The sequence below is a fragment of the Brevundimonas bullata genome, assembly GCF_003350205.1.
GTDB lineage: Bacteria > Pseudomonadota > Alphaproteobacteria > Caulobacterales > Caulobacteraceae > Brevundimonas > Brevundimonas bullata.
In genome coordinates, this window is record NZ_QLLC01000008.1 from 62,798 (window position 1) to 80,521 (window position 17,724).

The window sequence follows — 17,724 nt, forward strand, 5'->3', positions numbered from 1 at the left end:
ACTCCTGAAAGTGAAATGCAGTAGCGCGGCCTTATTCGCGCGAAAAACGGCGACGGATGGGTCGCGCCCCACATTTCGTCAGTCTGCGAAGATCAGGCCTCGCCCGCCGCCTCCAGCCGCGCGATGCGGCGATCCATGTCGGCGACCTGGTCCTTCAGCCGCTGGGCCTCTGACGCCATGTCGACCGGCGTGCCGTCCTCATAGGTCAGCTGCGCGCCCTTCTCGATCAGGTCGAGACGGTAGAGGGCGGTGACGCGGGTCGCCTTGAACCGCTCCAGTTCGCTTTCCTTCGACACGATCAGATCGCCGCCACGACGATGATTTCGACCAGGTAGTCGGGCGTAGCCAGTTTGGCTTCGCTGGTGGCGCGCGCGGGCGGGTTGGCCTTGTCGACCCAGGCGTCCCAGACCGCGTTCATGGCCTCGAAGTCGGCGATGTCGGCCAGCCAGATGGTGGCCATCAGGATCTTGGACTTGTCGGTGCCCGCCGCAGCCAGAAGGGCGTCGATCTCGGCCAGGGTCGTCTTGGTCTGGGCCGTGACGTCGTCGCCCGGCTCCCCGACCTGACCGGCCAGATAGACGGTGTTTCCGTGGATGACGGCCTCGCTCATGCGGGCGCCGGGCTGGATGCGGGTGATCATGGGGAGGCCTCCTGAAATCAGACCCCCGGCTTAACCCAGCATCATCTCCATCGCCAGCAGGGCCGCGCCGAAGACCGCCGCGAAAGCGATGCAGAAGAAGAGCGCGTCGCGCAGACGACCACGCGCGGGACGCAGGGGCGCAGCAGGCGGCAGGTTGATCGGCAGGCGCGACATCGGCGGACCCTCGTCAGGAACCGCGAGGATGCGCCCTCATGCTTACCCCTTGATAAACAGAAACAATCAGTTTTCCGGCCTCCTTTGTGAACTTCCTGTGGCGCAGCGTCGGAGGCCTTGCACGCCCCGCCGCGAACAGCGATCTTCGGTTTCATGAGCAAGACGCCCAAACCCTTCAAGGTGTCGAAGACCCGCTGGAACGAGGTCGTTCTGGTGTGCCGCAAATGCTCGAAGAAGCTGGACGGCGGCTTTGGTCCTGACGGCGACAAGACCCTGAAAAAGGCGCTGCGTCGCTATCTCCACGCCGGCAAGGGGCGCAAGGCGGACCTGGCCGTCGTCGGCGCCGACTGTTTCGACGTCTGCCCCAAAAATGCGGTGGTGGCCGTCAACGCCCGCCGCCCCGAGGAACTGCTGATCGTGCCCGCCGGGGCGGATCTGTTCGAGGTCAAGGCGCGCCTGGGTCTGGACGACGGACGTCGCCTGAAGCGCCCCCTCCCCGCCATTGATCCTGTCGAGACGACTTCCTAAAGTCGAAAAGCCGTGTCAGAGGCAAATCCATGGACACGACCCGTATCGAGAAGCGTATCGGCGTGCGCGCGCCGTCGGACCGCATTTGGGAGATCCTGTCGGATCTCGAGAACTGGCACAGCTGGAACCCCTATGAGACCGGCCTGAGCGGCGCCCTGGCCTTCGGCGCAAGCATCAGCCTGACCGAGGCCCTGCCCGGCATGGCCGAACGTCAGGTTCAGGCCCGCCTGGGCGACTGGCAGCCCTACGCCCAGTTGGTCTGGGCCGAGAAGCGCGGCTTCCTGTTCAACGCCATCCGCTACTACGAGATCGAGGAGCTGGAGCGGGGCAACTGCATCGTCGCCAACGGCGTGATCTTCTCGGGGCTGCGCGGCGAACTATTCCACGACAAGCACCGCAAGACGATCCGCAGCGCCTATGATGACATCAGCGAGGCCCTGAGGCGCGCCGCCGAGGGCTGATCAGCCGCCGTTCTTCATCATGTCCTGAATGTTGATGATCGCCGGTCCCAGGATGACGATGAACAAGACGGGCAGGAAGAAGATGATCATCGGCACGGTCAGCTTGGCCGGCAAGGCCGCCGCCTTCTTCTCCGCCGCCGACAGACGCAGGTCGCGGTTTTCCTTGGCCATGACGCGCAGGGCCGACCCGAGCGGCGTGCCGTAGGTCTCGGCCTGGGTCATGGCCGTGGCCACCGACTTGATGCCGGGATGGTTGGTCCGTTTCGCCATGCCCTCATAGGCCATGCGGCGTTCGGGCAGATAGCTCAGTTCGGCCGACAGCAGGGACAGCTCCTCGGCCAGTTCGATCGACTGGCTGCCGATCTCCTGGCTGACCTTCTGGATCGCCGCCTCGATCGACATGCCGGATTCGACGCAGATCAGCAGCAGGTCCAGCGAGTCGGGAAAGGCCGCGACGATTGACTGTCGCCGCTGAGCGATGCGGTTCGAGACATAGATGTTGGGCGCATAGAAGCCGGCCGCGAAGGCCGCCCCGACAATGCCCAGGATCATGGTCGGCGGCTGGCCGAAATCGTTCACGACCAACAGATAGAAGGCCACGATCCCGCCGAACACGAACGGCATGGTGAAGCGGAAGAAGTAGAAGGTGTTCAGCGGCCGGGGGCCGCGCCACCCCGCCTGGGCCATGTTCTCGGCCACCTTGGGGTCTTCCAGCAGCTTGCTCAGGTTCAGCCGCTCGACCACCCGCTTCTTGAAGCCCTCGTCGCTGTGACGCAGGCTGGCTCCGGCCCCGCCGGCGCCGCCGTTCATGGCCAGACGCGACTTGCGGCGCAGTTCCTCGCGCCGCTCGGCCACGGCCTGCATCCGCTTGCCCAGGGTCGCCCCGCCCGTATAGGAGCTGAGCAGGGTCAGGACGCTGGCGAAGACGGCGACGCCGACCCCGATGCTGAGCAGGTTCTGCGCGTCGGTGATGAAGTGCATGAAGCCGTTCATGACGCCCTCCGTCTCAGAACTTGAACGAGATCATGCGCTTCATCGTGAAGACGCCAAGAGCCATCCAGGTCGCCGAAGCCAGCAGCATGACCTGACCGCGCATATCGGTGAACAAGAGCGACATGTAGCCGGGGCTGGACAGGCTCACCATGATCATCACCACCGGCGGCAGCGAGGCGATGATGCCCGCCGAGGCCACGGCCTCGGACGACAGGGCCTTGATCTTCTCGCCCATCAGTCGCCGGGCGCGCAGCACCGTGGTCAGATTGCTCAGGGCCTCGGCCAGGTTGCCGCCGCTCTTCTGCTGGATGGCGATGACGATGGCGAAGAAGTTCAGTTCGGGCGTCGGCATGCGCTCGTACATCTTTTCCAGCGCCTGGCTCAGCGACAGGCCCACGCCCATGCTTTCGACCAGCCGCTGGAACTCGCCGCCCAGGGGCTGGGGGCTTTCGCGGGCGATGATCTTGAAACAGTCGTGCACGGGCAGGCCCGTCTTGATGCCGCGCACCAGGATGTCGACGGCGTCGGCGAAGGCCAGAGAGAACTTCTTCATCCGCTTCTTGCCCAGGAAGCCGACGATCCAGCGGGGCAGACCCAGACCGACCGCCACGCCGACGCCCAGCGCCAGGAACAGGTTCAGCCCCGCGATCAGGGCGATCAGGAAGCCGATCACGCCCGCCACGACGCTGATGATGGTGAAGGTGCGCAGGCTCATCGACAGACCGGCCTGCTTCAGCTTGGCGCTCATGGTCATGCGCGCCTTGCGCTCGCGCCGCTCGACGTCCTGAAGCTGGCTCAGGATCTGCTTGCGTCGCGCCTCGGGCGTATTGGCCGCCGCCGCAGCCGTCCGCTTGGCCGCCGTCGCGTCCCGCGCGCCGCCCAGGGCCTTGGCGCGCTTGACCGCCTGGGCCGAGGTATCGTCGCCGCTGACCAGAACCCAGCCGACGCCGCCGATGGTGATGAAGGCCAGAAACGCCGCAAGAATGGGAAGCATCAGACCCTACTCCGCCGCATCCAGGGCTTCGGCCAGCTCGCGTTCCAGCCCATAGTAGCGGGCGCGGTCCCAGAAGCGGGGCCGGGCGATGCCGGTCGAGCGGTGACGCCCGGTGATCTTGCCGTGCGCGTCCTCGCCGGTGATCTCATAGACGAACAGATCCTGGGTCACGATGACGTCGCCTTCCAGCCCCACCACCTCGGTGATGTGGGTGATCCGGCGCGAGCCGTCGCGTAGGCGCGCGGCCTGGATGATGACGTCGACCGAGCCGACGATCATCTCGCGAATGGTCTTGGACGGCAGGCCGTAGCCGCCCATGGTGATCATCGACTCCATCCGGCTGATGGCCTCGCGCGGGGAGTTGGCGTGCAGCGTGCCCATGGAGCCGTCGTGGCCCGTATTCATGGCCTGCAGCAGATCGAAGGCCTCGGGTCCCCGGACCTCGCCGACGATGATCCGTTCGGGTCGCATCCGCAGACAGTTCTTGACCAGGTCGCGCATGGTGATCTGGCCCTGGCCTTCCAGGTTCGGCGGACGGGTCTCCAGACGCACCACGTGCGGTTGCTGCAACTGCAGTTCGGCGGCGTCCTCGCAGGTGATGACGCGCTCGGTCGGGTCGATGAAGGCCGTCAGGGTGTTGAGCAGGGTGGTCTTGCCCGAGCCCGTGCCGCCCGAGATGACCAGGTTGCATCGCGCCGCGCCGATGACGCCCAGGACGCGCGCGCCCTCAGGGCTGATGGAGGCGTACTCCACCAGATTCTTCATCGTCAGCTTGTCTTTTTTGAACTTACGAATGGTCAGCGTCGGGCCGTCGATGGCCAGGGGCGGGGCGATGACGTTGACGCGCGACCCGTCCGGCAGACGGGCGTCGCAGATTGGGCTGGATTCATCGACACGGCGGCCGACCTGGCTCACGATCCGCTGACAGATGTTCATCAGCTGGGTGTTGTCGCGGAAGCGGACGTTGGTCAGCTGCACCTTGCCGCTGACTTCGATGAAGACCCGCCCGGCGCCGTTGACCATGATGTCGGCGATGTCGTCGCGGGCCAGCAGCGGCTCCAGCGGGCCATAGCCGAGGACGTCGTTGACGATGTCCTGAACCAGGTGCTCCTGCTCGGCCACCGACATGGAGACGTTCTTGATCGCCACCAGTTCGGCGACGATGTCGCGGATTTCCTCAGCCGCCGCCTTGGTGTCCAGCTGGGCCAGCTGCGACAGGTCGATGGTGTTCATCAGCGCGTTGAAGATGGTGGTCTTCGTAGCGTGATAATAGTCGGACTGCTCGCGGACGATCTCGGCGACCGCCTGGGCCTTCTTCAGCTGTTCCAGACCGGCGGTGGCGCGCGGTCCCTTGACCGGACCGCCCGGCGTCGGCGCAGGGGCCTCGGCCCGGGGGCGCGCGGCCAGGGCGTCCAGGCGGTCGGCGGCGTCCGACGGCGGGCGCGCCGCGGCTTCCAGTTCCTCGATGGAGAAGGCGTCGACGGCGTCCAGCACACGCGCCTGCGCCGCCGGCTGAGGCGCCGGGGCGGGTCGGGGCGCGACAGCGACCCCAGGCTGGGCTGAACGCTTGCCGAACATGGCCTAGCGCTTCTTGTTGAACAGGGAGGCCAACAGAGAGCCGCCCTTGGCTGCGCCGTTCTTGGCCGCCCCGGCTTCCGCCGCCTTGCCGCGCGCGGGACCCGCGCTCGGCAGTTCGCGTTGCGACACGATCTGGGCCAGGGTCTGGAAGGCCTCGGCGGCCTTGGTCTTGGCCCCGGCCTCGACAATCATCTGGCCGTTGTTGGCGGCCGAGCCGAAGACCTTGGCGTCGAACGGGATCACCAGGCTGGGGTGGACGCCCAGCGCGGCGCCAAAGTCCTTGGTCGGGATTTCGGGACGGCCCGGCACGCCGACCTGGTTCAGCACCAGACGCGGCGGGGCGTCGTTGGGGCGCCCCTGCTTGATCAGGTCGATCATGTTCTTGGCGTTGCGCAGGGAGGCCAGGTCCGGCGTCGCCACGATCACCACCTCGTCCGCCGAGATCAGCGTCTTGCGCATCCAGCCCGACCACAGGTGCGGCAGGTCCAGCACCACGAAGGGCGCCGTCGAGCGGATGCGGCTCGTCACCTCCTCGAAGGCGTCCGGCTGGATGTCCCAGTCGCCGTCCAGGGTGGCCGGCGCTGCGAACAGGCTCAGCTTGTCGGTGCAGCGGACCATCATCCGATCCAGCAAGGTGGCGTCCAGGCGGTCCGGCTGGCTCAGGGCGTCGGCGACGCCGCCGAGCGGGTCCTGGTTGAAGTCCAGCCCGGCGGTGCCGAACGGCAGGTCATAGTCGACGATGACGGTGTTGACGCCGATCCGCTCGCTCATGGCGTAGGCGGTGTTGTGGGCCACGGCCGAAGCCCCGGCCCCGCCGCGCGCCCCGACGAAGGCGATGGACCGACCGACAAAAGGTTGCGCCGGGTCGGCGAACAGGCCGCCGATGGCCGCGATCAATTGCAGCGGCTGCAAGGGCGCCACCAAGTATTCGCTGACCCCGCGCCGCATCAGTTCGCGGAACAGCAGGATGTCGTTGGTCGCGCCGATGACCACCACCTTGGTGCCCGCGTCGCAGACCTCGGCCAGTTGGTCGATCTCCCACAGAAGGGTCTGCGGGTCCTTCAGGCACTCGACCACGATCAGCGGCGGGGTCGGCTCGGCCTGATAGGCCTCGATCGCCGCCGCGACGCCACCGACGCGGATCTGGGTGGTGGCGCGCGACATGCGCCGGTCCTGCCCCGCCCGCTCGGCGGCGGCCAAGGTGTCCTGACGCTCGGCGAAGACGTGGACGGCGATGCGCGGGATCGACACCTCGACCGTGGACCCCGCACTGATCGGCAGAGAAGCGGCCTCCACCAAGGCGGGCGCGAAGGGCTCGGGCACAGCCGGAACCGGGACCTCTGCCACGGGCGTCGCCGCGACCAGAGGCGCCACGCTCGCCGCCGCCGCCTCGGTCGCATCGACCAGACGTCCGACAGGATTATAAACCTCGACGTCCGCCTCGATCCATTCGTCGGGCGTTTCGTCGAGCGCAACGGGGAAGGGCTCGGAGACGGCGCTCAGGACATCCTGCGGCTGAGCCTGCGGCGACCGGGGCGCGGCGTTGAGGAATTCATCTTCCAGGTCGAAACCGTCCAAAGCGTCGAAATCCTGAGCAGCATAGGATTGGGTCATGATCAGTTCACCGCCCGAGAGACGCGCGACTCAGAGATCAGCTCTTCTCGCTCGGCCGAGGTCTTGGTCCCCTCGCGATAGGCGTCGAACACCACGCTGCGGCGACCGGCCTCGGCGGGGGTCATGGCGCGCGGCGAGACGATGTCGCGCGGGTTGGCGATCTGGGCCGCCAGGTTGGCGTTGACGGCGCAGCCGAAGTTCGAGGCCGACTGATTGTCGCCGGTGCGGCCTAGATTGCCCCAGACCGTTCCGCACTGCGGCGTCACGGCGCGCACCGTTTCGAAGCCGACCAGGACCGGCGCGCGCGGGTCCGGTCCGGCGTAGCTGACCACACGGACGCGATGATCGGGGGCGCCCGCCGCGACCAGGGCCGACTTGACGTTCCAGGCTGTCTGCGTCGCCACGGGATCATCGCCCGCCGGCGCCTCTACCACCAGAGTCGGCGCGCCTTCGAGGGCGAAGCGGCTGACCAGGGCGGTCAGGGCCGCCTGCTGGTTCGCCGACAGGCCGGTTTCGTGCACCGCCAGGGCGATGCGGTCCAGACCCGGCTCGACCTGCAGCGTGTAGCGCGAGAGCGGCGTCAGCGGCGGCTCCCCGCCCAGGCTGGCGGGTCCGCCCATGCAGCCGGCCAGCGCCAGCCCGGCGAGCGCCAGAGCCGCGCTCAGGGAGAGGATGGATTGGGCGGAACGGGTCATGGCGCTCACTCGATCACATAGCCGACAGGCCCCTGCCATCCGCCGCCCGACTGGGCGGCGGGGGCGGGCACGCCATAGGCCTGGTTCAACTGGCCGAAGAAGATGGTCTGGGCGTCTTGCGCGATGCGCAGGCCGTCGGCGGGCGTCTGCATCCGGCCCGGCGCGGTCGGATTGACCACATAGGCCTCGACGATGACCACCAGTTCGGTCTCGCCCATCAGATAGTCGCGCGAGCGGAACAGCTGGCCCAGAACCGGCAGATTGGTCGCGCCCGGCAGCGAGTCGATGTTCTGGCGGGTCGATTCCTGCAGCAGGCCGGCGATCATCATCGAGCCGCCCGACGGCAGTTCGATCGTATTCTCGCTGCGACGCACCGACAGGCCCGGCAGGGTGATGGAGGAGGGCGTGCCCGCGCCGATGGTCAGGCCGCCCTGGCTGGTCAGTTCCGACACCTCGACCTTGACCTGCAAGGAGATGCGTCCCTCTGACAGCACGACCGGACGGAAGGACAGGCCGACGCCGAAGGGCTTGTACTCGACCGTAATCTGGCCGTTGAGGTCGCGCCCAGCGGGCACAGGGAATTCGCCGCCCGCCAGGAAGCTGGCGGCCTCGCCGTTGACCGAAGTCAGGTTCGGCTCGGCCAGGGTGCGGACCAGACCTACGCGTTCGAAGGCCTTGATCATGGCCTCGCCTTTGTTCAATCCGTCCGAGCCGGGGCCGGTGCCGGGCTTGGCGGTGTCCCAGTTGCTGGGGTCGCCCGGGGCGCCGCCGTCAACCGTCACCGGGCACAGGGACCCCGCAGGGAAGCCGCCGCCGCAGGGCGCCTCCATCTGGTAATTCTTGGTGGTGTCACGCGACACCCCGCCTGTGATCCCGCCCAGCAGCGCCCCGTTGACGCCCCAGGTGGCGGCGCTGCCCAGCAGCCACTGGGTGTCGCCGATACGGCCCAGCACCGCCTTGGTGTCGAAGCCCAGCTGCTTGATCGCCGTGCGCTGAACCTCGACCACGCGCACCTTGAGCGTCACCTGGTCCGAGCCGACGACCGTGGTCATGTTCATGACCTTGTCGGGGGCCGAAACAAAGGCGCGCGCCACCTGGGCCGCGCGGGCGGCCTCGGCGGGGCTCGCGGCCACGCCGCTCAGAATGATGCTGTCATTGACCGCTTCAGCGCGAATGCCGGAGCCCGGCATCACGCGGCTGAGCGTGTCCTGAAGCGCGCTGGTTCCCGCGTCCACGCGGACCCGCAGGGCCAGGATCGTGCGACCGGCGGCGTCCAGGAAGACGGCGTCCGTCTCGCCGGGCGCGAGGCCGATGACGGTGATCCGGCGCGGCGAGTGCAGCATGGCCTCGGCCACCTGCGGATTGGACACGATCACGTCCCGCGCATCCGCCGGCAGGTCGACGGCGAACGACGTCCCGCGCGGCAGGTTGACCATCTGCGGCGCCGCGCCGGTCGACACGGCGGCGCGTGTCGGGGCCGTCTGGCTCCAGGCGACGACGGGCGCCGAGGCGGCGCCGCCCAGCGCCAGCAGCGAAACACAGGTCGCGGCGATCAGTCGGTTCATCCCTGGGTTCCTCATCGAACGACGACCGCCTCGGCCTGGCCTTCGCGATAGACGCGCACGACATTGGCGGCGGCGTCGCTGCGTCGCGTCGCGGCGGGCGTCCGCCCTGACGGACCGGCGGTGTCGGCATAGGAGCGCAGCACCAGCGACAGTTCGCCTTCGGACTTGGCCAAGGCCAAGACCTCGGCGTCGCGGCCGCTGATTTCGAGGGTGGCGGTGGCGCCGACCACGGCCTGGGCGTCGTCAGCCGCGCGCGTGGCCTGGTCGATGGCCAGAACCTTGACGTTCTGCATCACCGTCGCGCTGACAAACTTCGTGTCCTCGCCGCTGGCCGAGCCCGCCGGCATCTTGACCTGGCGGGTCAGCAGGACGTCAGCGCGGTCGCCGGGCAGAATGAAGCCGCCCGCCGCCGTCTCGACCGTGACGCGGATGGCCATGGCCCTCATACCCGGCTCCAGGTAGGCGGCCATGAAGCCGCTGTCTCCGGCGCGCACGATCTTGCGGGCGACGATCGGCTCTCCGGCCAGAATGGGTTCGCGCACGACGGCGCCGATATAGTCCGCCTTGGCTCCGCCGGTCGCCAGGGCCGTGGCGGCGCGGCTGACGCGAGCGGCGGCGTCCTCGGCTTTTTTGACCTTGTCGGCCTTGTCGTCGACGGGCTTGGCCTCCTTGGCCGCACCCTCGGCGGCGGCGCCGGGGATGGGCACGCTGCCGTCGGTGATGAAGACCGGATTGACCTCGGCGATCGGCCAGTCCTTCCACGTCAGATCCGCGTCGGTCAGGCGGCTGCCCGGCTCCAGATTCTTGGCGGCGACCAGGACCTTGGCCATCGGCACGGCTTCAACGGCGGCGACGGCGGTCGCGGCGGGCGCGCCGGACGACGACCCCATGGCGCGGACGACCAGAGCCAGGCCGATAGCCGCCACGGCGGCGATACAGATGACGGCGATTTTTGCAGGCTTCATCGACGGTCTCCGGCGGGCGCGGCGACGTGGATTCAGTTCTCGCCCCTCTGCCGTTAACGATAGTGGCGATCTTCGGTTAACGCCGCCCTAAGCAACGGACTCCACGCAGCGTGCCGGTCAGCCGCCGCCGGCGAAGGCCTGGACCAGAGGACTGGACGGATAGGCCAGAAGGGCGCCGACAGCGATGGCCACGCCATAGGGCACATCCCCCTTGGGCTCCAGCAACCGGGTGATCCAAACGGGACCGTTCAAGGCGTAAACCTGCAGGTGTGCACGTGCCAGGATTAGCCCCAGGCACAGCCCCCCGCCCACCATGGCGGTGAACAACAGGAAGGACAGAGCGCCCGACAGTCCAAGCCACAGGGTGACAGCGGCCATCAGCTTGGCGTCGCCGCCGCCCAGCCACTTCAGGGCGAACATCCCAGCTCCGATCAAGAGGGCGGCGACCGCCAGCCCCACCGACATGGACGCCACGGACAGGGGCAACCCCAGCAGAAGTGCCGTGGGGAAGAAGGCCAGGATTAGCAGGCCCGATATCCAGTTGGGGATCTTCATCGTGGTCACGTCATGCAGACCGGCGACAATCACCAGCACAGGCATGACGCCCAACAAGGCAAGGATGGCTTGGTTCATGACAGGATCATGCACGCCGAACTTTAAGACCAGGTTTCCTTACCCCGCGCGGCGCAAATGAAAACGGCCGGGCGTTTCCGCCCGGCCGTTCCCGATCACAACGACTGGCGTTGCAGCGTCTTAGGCGGCCGGAGCCTTGCCGGTCGTGATAATCGTGCCGATAGCCTTGAATTTATTTTCGAGCGCGGTGCCGAAGGCGCCGATGCCGGCGATGATGACCACAGCCATCAGAGCAGCGATCAGGCCGTATTCAATGGCCGTGGCGCCGGATTCGTCTTGGGCGAAGTTCTTGATGAAGTTACGCATGATGTGTCTTCCTTGTTTTCTAAGCGAGCAACAGTTCCACTACCAGGGTCACCGGTTTTGCCCGCTTGACCCCCGTTTGCATGACGACCATGCGCCGACGATCCTTAAGTTCGAGTAAAACGAAACAAAGCCGCCGCGGTTATTATTGGTTACTGCGCATTTACTATGATTTTTGCACAGATCGACCCGAACGCCCCCCCCTTCAGGAAATCTTGATCTTTGAAGGTGACCTTGCGTCCCGGCGCTCGCGCGCGCGCACTTTCATGTCACCGGAACCGTCTGACCATGCCCCGCCATTCCCTCAGATTCGCCGCCGCGCTGCTGGCGGCTGCTGGCCTCGCCGGCGGCGTCGCCTCCGTCGCCCAGGCTCAGGCGCGCCCCCTGAACATCGAGATCGACAGCTCGACGCGTATTCAGCTGCGCGCGCCCGCCGGCTCGGTCATCGTGGCCAATCCCAAGATCGCCGACGTCACCGTGGTCGACGCCAACACCCTGTTCATCACGGGCAAGGGCTATGGCGTGACCGAGATCGTGGCCGTCGACGCCATCGGCCGCCCCCTGTTCCAGAGCCGGGTGGTGGTCAGCGCCGGCTCCACAGGTTCGGTCCGCGTCTGGCGCGGCGCCGAGGCGACCGACATGGCCTGCGGCGTCAGTTGCTCCCCCAGCGTCCGCACGCCCTCGGCGCCCTGAAATCATGGCGCGCCGGCTTCAACGCGATACGAACCGTCCGTCGTTCGCGCGGCGGCTGATGCGCGCCCGCGAGGGCTCGACCGCGGTCGAGTTCGCCCTGCTCGCCCTGCCCTTCTTCATGCTGCTGTTCGCCATCCTCGAGGTCGGCCTGATCCTGCTGCTCGACGCCGTGCTCGAAACCGCCGCGACAGACGCAGGCCGCTTGGTCCGTACCGGTCAGGTGCAGATGCAAGGCATCACCCCTGAAGTCATCAAGAACCGCTTTTGCGCTCAGATGAACGTCTTCGCGAACGACTGCCAATCTCGCGCCACCATGGACATTCGCGTGGTGGACAGCTTCAGCGATCCTATCGCGCCAGACCCGACCAAGACCAACGTGTTCGACCCTTCGGAGTTGAAGATTGAACCGGGTAACGCCGGCGACACCGTGCTGGTGAGGATATGGTACAAGCACCAGGTCGTCATGCCCTTCCTGTCGCAGGCGATATCGAAGATGAAAAGCGGCGAAGTCTATCTGACGACCACCATGGCCTTCCGCAACGAGCCCTACCAATGAGCGGCCGCTCTCATCGGTTCAGCCTCAGCCTGGCCACCCGTCTGATCGCAGACCAACGCGGCCTCGCGGCGATCGAGTTCGCCCTGATCGCACCGATCATGATCATCCTCTACCTTGGCCTGACAGAGTTTTGCCAAGCCTATATGGCCGAGCGGCGCACCAGCCACACGACCGCCATGGTGGCCGACCTCGTGGCCCAGAGCGACAAGACGACCTCGGAAAAAATCGACGAGGTGTTCGCCATTGGTCAACTGATCATGAAACCCTTCCCCGCAGATCCCCTGCTGGTCCGCGTCACTAGCGTCACCATGAATGATACGGGGGTGGCCTCGGTCGACTGGAGCAAGAGCAACAATCAGGCGGCGTTTCCCAAGCGAGCAAAGAACGCCCCCGTCACCGATCTTCCCGTTGGCCTGATCAGCAAGGATGAAAGCCTGATCATCGGCGAAACCAACTACGAGTATAATTCCGCGTTCAAGGCCGCGATGCCCGGACCGATCGTCTTCAAGCGGACATACTATCTGCGGCCCCGCACCGTGAACCAGGTCGCTTGCCCCGACTGTTAAGCGCTGACGGCTAGAAGCCGACGACGGCGTCCTTCAACGCCCGAATCTTGGCCCCCGTCTCCTCGCATTCCGCGTGCGGATCGCTGTCGGCGACGATGCCGGCCCCGGCCAGAGCGCGCCAGCGCCAGCCCCTCTCATCCTGGTCGAACGACGCGGTGCGGATCAGCACCGAGGCGGTCAGCGCCCCGCCTCTCGTCGCATCTCCCGCCAGACCCAGACCGAACAGGGAGCCGCACCACGGCCCGCGCGGCGGCTCGTGCCCGGCGATCACCTTCATGGCCTGATGCTTGGGCGCGCCCGTGATCGATCCGGGCGGGAAGGTCGCCTCCAGCACCTCGGCGGCGCCGACGCCAGGCCGCGCGGTCGCCGTGACGGTGGAAACCAGATGATGCACGGTCGGGTGACTTTCGACCTCGAACAGCCGCTCGACCCGCACTGTTCCGGGGACCGCCGTCCGGGCCAGATCGTTGCGCATCAGATCGACGATCATCAGGTTTTCGGCCCGGTCCTTGGCGCTGGCGGCGAGGGCGGCGGCCAGGTCGGCGTCGCGCGCCGGATCAGCGTCTCTCGGACGCGTGCCCTTGATCGGACGCGTCTCGATGCGGCCTGACGCGGGATCAAAGGTCAGGAACAGCTCCGGCGAGTTGGACACCAGCGCCCTCTGGCCCAGCCGCCAGAAGGCGCCGTAGGCCGCGCCCCGCTCGGCGGACAGTCGCAGGAAGACCTCGAACGGATCACGCCCCGCGCTCAACCGCCCGCCCCAGGCGCGGGCGATATTAGCCTGGAACATCTCGCCCGCCGCAATGCGCGCCACAACGTCGGCCACGGCGGCCTCATAGACTTCGGGCGGCGCCTCGCCGGCAAAGGCGTCGGCGGGCGCGGTCGGGATCGGCAGCGTCACCGCCTCGGCCAGCCAGTCCGCCGCGCGGCGGCCTTGAGCCTCGGCCTCGGCGGCGTTTGCGCCCCGCCCCACGGCCCGCACTTCGCCCGCCGCATGATCAAAGGCCAGAAGGGCCGGATAGCGGGCCAGCATCAGGTCGGGCCAGACCTCGGCCCGCCCCCCCGTCGCCGATCGCGCCCCGGCGTCATAGCTCATCAGCCCGACTACGCCGCCGCCTGAAAACTCAGGGTCGCGCAGAGCCTCGAACGCCGCCGCATCCTCGACCCCGCCGACCCGCACCCGGTCCGGCTCGCAGCCGACGAAGGACCAACGCCCGCCGTGCGCGCTCGGATCGCCCGCCCCGGCCAGCAGCGCCAGCGCCCCCTCGCGCCGGTTCAGCCCCGCCGCCACCGCCAGAGGCTCGCGCCAGCCCAGCCGCGCGACATGGACGACCGGCAGGCTCATGCCGCCAGCCGCGCCCGGATGCCTTCGGCCAGGGCGTCACCCACGCCCAGCGCCTGCTCCAGATAGGCCCTCAACGATCCATGCCGCGCCGTGATCTCGGCGAAGGCCCCGTCCAGATAATCGGCCTCGACGCCGAGGAAGGCGACCACCGCCCCGTGCGAAGCCGGGCGCCCCGTCATATCGGTCAGCTTCTTCGCAATGCCCTCGGCCCGGCCCTCCAGATCGACGGCTATGTTGGTCAGCAGATAGTCGCTGATGAGGTCATCGCGCGACACGCCCAGCAGACTGTGGGTCAAGGCGGCCAACAGGCCGGTGCGGTCCTTGCCCGCGGCGCAGTGGATCAGGACGGGCCCGTCGTCCTCGGCCAGGGCGCGGAAATAGCGGCTGAACAGGTCCACATGGGCAGCCTCGAACGGCAGGCGGCGATAGGTGCCGGTCATGAAGGCGCGGCCGGAATCCTCGGTCAGGTCGGCGGTCTTCAGGAAGGTGATGTGCGGGGCCTCGCCGCCGTCGTCGTGGGCGCTCTCGATCACCTGACCAGCCCAGCCTGAGGGCCGCCGCGACGGCTGGTCGCGCCGTTCGCTGGGGCGCCGCAGGTCCACCACCGTCGCGATGTTCAGCTGCGCCAACTGCGCCAGATCGGCCTCGGTCGCCCGGGCCTGATGCGCCGAGCGGTACAGGCGTCCGCGCGCCACACGCGCCCCCGCTACAGCATAGCCGCCATAGTCACGGAAATTATCGATAGCCTGAAACGGCGGAAGGCGGTCGCTCATGACCGCCTTCTTTAGACTATTCACGCGCCAAGGCTAACGGGCGCCGACCAGACCGGACATGGCCTCCAGATAGGCGACGAAAGCGTCGCGCCCGGCCTCGGTCATGGTCGCCCGCGTCAGAGGCTTGCGACCCTGAAAGCTCTTGGCGACCTCGACGAAGCCCGCCTCCTCCAGCTTTCTCAGGTGCACCGACAGATTGCCGTCCGTGGTCTGCAGCCGGGCCTTCAGCTCGTTGAAGTCGGCGGTCCCGACGCCCGACAGATAGGCCATGATCCCCAGACGCACCCGCCCGTGGATCACCTCGTCGATGCGGCCGATGTCAAAGGCGTCAGCCGTATCCCCCGCCGTGTCCGAGGCCATCAGATCACCTCCGACGGTTCCTGACGCACCAGCAGGACGCCGGGCAGCAGGGCGAACAGGAACAGTCCCGCCGCATAGGCCAGCCACATCAGGGGACTGCCGGTCAAGAAGGCGATCAGCGGCGCGGCGATCCAGCAGGCGATGGCCAGCGTCCACTGCCATTTCTGATCGCTCATGGTGGCCGACACCGCCCAGCCCGAGCCGTAGAGGGCGAAGATCAGCGAGGGGAAGAGCATGAAGCTCACGTCGCTTCCCGTCTTCCAACTGACCACCGTCATCGCCAGGGCCATGACGAAGATGGCCAGACCGACCCCCATCCAGCCCGCGCCTCCGGCCCGGTTCACCACCGAGTTCGCGCCGGGGCGGCCGGTCGTTCGACGAACCTGCAGCATCAGAACCGCAAAGAAGATCAGTCCCGCCCCGCCCCAAAGAAAGGCATAGGCGACCGGCGGCGCATTGAGGATGCCGCTGTCGATCCCATAGGCGACGATGGACGCCAGGCCGAACACCAACCCGGCGGCGATCAGGATCGACCCGCCCAGCAAGGGAGCGCGCCGCCCCTCCTGAGCCAGAGCCTTCATATAGGCGATGTCGTCGTGGACGGACTGAACTTGATCTCGGGTCATGGCGTCTCTCCCTGCCTGTTGATCGGAAAGTGCGCCAAGAACTTTATGTTGTAAAGTTCTTTTTCAAACTCCAACCCGAACCAGGAAGAGTAAGGGCGCCCGGGTGATCCCGGGCGCCCTCATCAGCAGGCCATCATTTTGCGCTCAAGCAGCGCGCGACCGCGTCGCGAGCGATAGCGCCCTTCATCTTACCGGAAAGGCGGCTCGTCGAAGGCGCGCAGCTTGCGCGAATGCAGCTTGGCGCCCTCGGCCCGCAGCAGGTCCACGGCCTGGATACCGATCTGAAGGTGCTCCGAGATCGAGCCTTCGTAGAAGCGATTGGCCTGACCCGGCAGCTTGATCTCGCCGTGCAGCGGCTTGTCGGAGACGCACAGCAGCGTCCCGTAGGGCACGCGGAAACGATAGCCCTGGGCGGCGATGGTGGCGGATTCCATGTCGATGGCGACGGCGCGGCTCTGGTTGAAGCGCAGGGCCGACTTGGAATAGCGCAGCTCCCAGTTGCGGTCGTCGGTGGTGACGACGGTGCCGGTGCGCAGCCGCTTCTTGACCTCTTCGCCCGGCGCGCCCGAGACCAGCTTGGTCGCGTCATAGAGGGCGCGCTGCACCTCGGCGATCGACGGGATCGGGATGTCGGCGGGCAGGACCGCGTCCAGCACATGGTCGTCGCGCAGATAGGCGTGGGCCAGGACGTAGTCGCCGATGGTCTGGCTGGCGCGCAGGCCGCCGCAGTGGCCGATCATCATCCAGGCGTGCGGGCGGGTGACGGCCAGGTGGTCGCAGATGGTCTTGGCGTTCGACGGCCCGACGCCGATGTTGACCAGGGTGATGCCCTGACCGTCGGCCCGCGTCAGGTGGTAGGCGGGCATCTGATGCCGGCGCCAGGCCGCGTCCATGATGGCGCGTTCCGGATCGGGGGTCTCGCGGTCGATGATCACGCCGCCGGCGCACGACAGGGTCTGATAGACGCTGATCGGATCGGCCAGCTGGGCGCAGGCCCAACGCACGAACTCATCGACGTAGCGATGATAGTTGGTGAACAGGACATAGGACTGCACGTCCTCGACCGGCGTGCCCGTGTAGTGACGCAGGCGAGCCAGCGAGAAGTCGGTGCGCAGTCCGTCGAACTGGGCCAGGGGGAAGTCCTCGCCCGGCGCGAACAGGCCGTCCGAGATCTCGTCGCCGATATGGGCCAGGTCCGTGGTCGGGAACCAGCGGGCGATCGAGGCCGTCATGGTGCTGTCCAGCGCCACGCCGGAACCGTCCAGCACATAGGGGAAGGGGATTTCCTGATCCGAAGGCTCGACCGTGATCGTGGCGCCGTACTCGGCGACCAGCAGGCTCAGCTGCTCCAGCAGATAATCGCGGTACAGGTCGGGGCGGGTGACGGTCGTCGTATAGACGCCGGTGCGCGACAGGCGGGCAAAGGCCCGCGTCTCCAGGTCCTGCGGACGGTCGCCGAACCAGCTGACGGTCAGTCGGGGATAGGCGAACAGGCCGGCGGCCCGGGCTTCGGGATCGGCGCGCTCGCCGGTCTCGAGGAAGCGCTTCACTGCGGCTCGCAGATTGGCGACGGATTGATTGTAGAGGGTTTCGAGGCGGTCCAGCGCCGCCTGGGGGGTCATCTTGTCTGTCATGACTTCCTCTAGCCGAAAACCGTGACCG

The 17,724-nt window shown here is 67.3% G+C and carries 22 protein-coding genes; 5 read left to right on the forward strand and 17 right to left on the reverse strand.

Annotation, left to right across the window (positions count from 1 at the left end; translation table 11 throughout):
• Positions 1-92: 92 nt before the first annotated feature.
• From DXK21_RS05605 to DXK21_RS16465, 3 genes are read right to left on the reverse strand one after another with little or no spacing between them, the layout of a single operon-like run.
• Positions 93-296 (reverse strand): hypothetical protein, encoded by a 204-nt coding sequence (locus tag DXK21_RS05605; RefSeq protein WP_245945120.1) that lies wholly within the window; start codon positions 294-296, stop codon positions 93-95.
• A 2-nt stretch (positions 297-298) separates the two neighbouring features.
• The gene (locus DXK21_RS05610) at positions 299-640 is read right to left on the reverse strand and encodes a RidA family protein (protein WP_114816790.1); all 342 of its coding nucleotides are present in this window, start codon (positions 638-640) and stop codon (positions 299-301) included.
• A 30-nt stretch (positions 641-670) separates the two neighbouring features.
• Positions 671-814, reverse strand: a complete 144-nt coding sequence (locus tag DXK21_RS16465) for a hypothetical protein (RefSeq protein ID WP_162790584.1) — start codon at positions 812-814, stop codon at positions 671-673.
• A gap of 153 nt (positions 815-967) precedes the next feature.
• Here DXK21_RS16465 and DXK21_RS05615 point away from each other — a divergent pair, with 153 nt between their 5' ends.
• Complete coding sequence (locus DXK21_RS05615) at positions 968-1,342, forward strand: hypothetical protein (RefSeq protein ID WP_114816791.1); 375 nt, start codon at positions 968-970, stop codon at positions 1,340-1,342.
• 29 nt (positions 1,343-1,371) lie between these two features.
• Positions 1,372-1,803, forward strand: a complete 432-nt coding sequence (locus DXK21_RS05620) for an SRPBCC domain-containing protein (RefSeq protein ID WP_114816792.1) — start codon at positions 1,372-1,374, stop codon at positions 1,801-1,803.
• On the opposite strand, the gene DXK21_RS05625 is transcribed toward DXK21_RS05620, so the two are convergent.
• The 9 genes from DXK21_RS05625 to DXK21_RS05665 all read right to left on the reverse strand — a co-directional run bounded on the left by DXK21_RS05625 (position 1,804) and on the right by DXK21_RS05665 (position 11,146).
• Positions 1,804-2,796 (reverse strand): type II secretion system F family protein, encoded by a 993-nt coding sequence (locus DXK21_RS05625; RefSeq protein WP_114816793.1) that lies wholly within the window; start codon positions 2,794-2,796, stop codon positions 1,804-1,806.
• Positions 2,797-2,809: 13 nt separating this feature from the next.
• On the reverse strand, positions 2,810-3,790 hold the full coding sequence (locus DXK21_RS05630; RefSeq protein ID WP_114816794.1) for a type II secretion system F family protein: 981 nt from the start codon (positions 3,788-3,790) through the stop codon (positions 2,810-2,812).
• A gap of 6 nt (positions 3,791-3,796) precedes the next feature.
• Entirely contained in the window at positions 3,797-5,368 is a 1,572-nt protein-coding gene (locus DXK21_RS05635) for a TadA family conjugal transfer-associated ATPase (RefSeq protein ID WP_114816795.1), read from the reverse strand.
• 3 nt (positions 5,369-5,371) lie between these two features.
• Positions 5,372-6,982 carry a CpaE/TadZ family protein gene (locus DXK21_RS05640; protein WP_114816796.1) on the reverse strand — a complete coding sequence of 537 codons (1,611 nt, stop codon included), beginning with the start codon at positions 6,980-6,982 and terminating at the stop codon, positions 5,372-5,374.
• A gap of 2 nt (positions 6,983-6,984) precedes the next feature.
• The gene (locus DXK21_RS05645) at positions 6,985-7,677 is read right to left on the reverse strand and encodes a CpaD family pilus assembly protein (RefSeq protein WP_114816797.1); all 693 of its coding nucleotides are present in this window, start codon (positions 7,675-7,677) and stop codon (positions 6,985-6,987) included.
• Positions 7,678-7,682: 5 nt separating this feature from the next.
• Positions 7,683-9,242: a type II and III secretion system protein family protein gene (locus tag DXK21_RS05650; RefSeq protein ID WP_326969960.1), complete on the reverse strand. Its 1,560-nt coding sequence runs from the start codon at positions 9,240-9,242 to the stop codon at positions 7,683-7,685.
• Positions 9,243-9,253: 11 nt separating this feature from the next.
• Positions 9,254-10,207: a Flp pilus assembly protein CpaB gene (gene cpaB, locus DXK21_RS05655; RefSeq protein ID WP_114816799.1), complete on the reverse strand. Its 954-nt coding sequence runs from the start codon at positions 10,205-10,207 to the stop codon at positions 9,254-9,256.
• A gap of 117 nt (positions 10,208-10,324) precedes the next feature.
• The gene (locus tag DXK21_RS05660; RefSeq protein ID WP_114816800.1) at positions 10,325-10,840 is read right to left on the reverse strand and encodes an A24 family peptidase; all 516 of its coding nucleotides are present in this window, start codon (positions 10,838-10,840) and stop codon (positions 10,325-10,327) included.
• 120 nt (positions 10,841-10,960) lie between these two features.
• Positions 10,961-11,146: a Flp family type IVb pilin gene (locus tag DXK21_RS05665; RefSeq protein WP_114816801.1), complete on the reverse strand. Its 186-nt coding sequence runs from the start codon at positions 11,144-11,146 to the stop codon at positions 10,961-10,963.
• A 285-nt stretch (positions 11,147-11,431) separates the two neighbouring features.
• Here DXK21_RS05665 and DXK21_RS05670 point away from each other — a divergent pair, with 285 nt between their 5' ends.
• The 3 genes from DXK21_RS05670 to DXK21_RS05680 are packed head-to-tail and all read left to right on the forward strand — an operon-like array spanning position 11,432 to position 12,958.
• The gene (locus DXK21_RS05670) at positions 11,432-11,836 is read left to right on the forward strand and encodes a pilus assembly protein N-terminal domain-containing protein (protein WP_114816802.1); all 405 of its coding nucleotides are present in this window, start codon (positions 11,432-11,434) and stop codon (positions 11,834-11,836) included.
• 4 nt (positions 11,837-11,840) lie between these two features.
• A complete protein-coding gene (locus tag DXK21_RS05675) occupies positions 11,841-12,392 on the forward strand; it encodes a TadE/TadG family type IV pilus assembly protein (RefSeq protein WP_245945121.1) in 552 nt (183 codons plus the stop codon).
• Positions 12,389-12,958, forward strand: a complete 570-nt coding sequence (locus tag DXK21_RS05680; RefSeq protein WP_114816803.1) for a TadE/TadG family type IV pilus assembly protein — start codon at positions 12,389-12,391, stop codon at positions 12,956-12,958. Before DXK21_RS05675 ends, DXK21_RS05680 begins: the two co-directional genes overlap by 4 nt.
• 10 nt (positions 12,959-12,968) lie before the next feature.
• Here DXK21_RS05680 and DXK21_RS05685 read toward each other — a convergent pair whose 3' ends face one another.
• The 5 genes from DXK21_RS05685 to DXK21_RS05705 all read right to left on the reverse strand — a co-directional run bounded on the left by DXK21_RS05685 (position 12,969) and on the right by DXK21_RS05705 (position 17,696).
• The gene (locus DXK21_RS05685; protein WP_114816804.1) at positions 12,969-14,303 is read right to left on the reverse strand and encodes an anthranilate synthase component I family protein; all 1,335 of its coding nucleotides are present in this window, start codon (positions 14,301-14,303) and stop codon (positions 12,969-12,971) included.
• Positions 14,300-15,076, reverse strand: coding sequence for a tyrosine-protein phosphatase (locus DXK21_RS05690; protein WP_114816805.1), 777 nt, complete (start codon positions 15,074-15,076; stop codon positions 14,300-14,302). The genes DXK21_RS05685 and DXK21_RS05690 overlap by 4 nt, the downstream gene beginning before the upstream one ends.
• Before the next feature lie 33 nt (positions 15,077-15,109).
• Positions 15,110-15,436: a winged helix-turn-helix domain-containing protein gene (locus DXK21_RS05695; RefSeq protein WP_114816806.1), complete on the reverse strand. Its 327-nt coding sequence runs from the start codon at positions 15,434-15,436 to the stop codon at positions 15,110-15,112.
• The gene (locus DXK21_RS05700; RefSeq protein ID WP_114816807.1) at positions 15,436-16,062 is read right to left on the reverse strand and encodes a hypothetical protein; all 627 of its coding nucleotides are present in this window, start codon (positions 16,060-16,062) and stop codon (positions 15,436-15,438) included. The genes DXK21_RS05695 and DXK21_RS05700 overlap by 1 nt, the downstream gene beginning before the upstream one ends.
• Before the next feature lie 188 nt (positions 16,063-16,250).
• Entirely contained in the window at positions 16,251-17,696 is a 1,446-nt protein-coding gene (locus tag DXK21_RS05705) for an AMP nucleosidase (RefSeq protein WP_114816808.1), read from the reverse strand.
• Positions 17,697-17,724 lie beyond the last annotated feature (28 nt).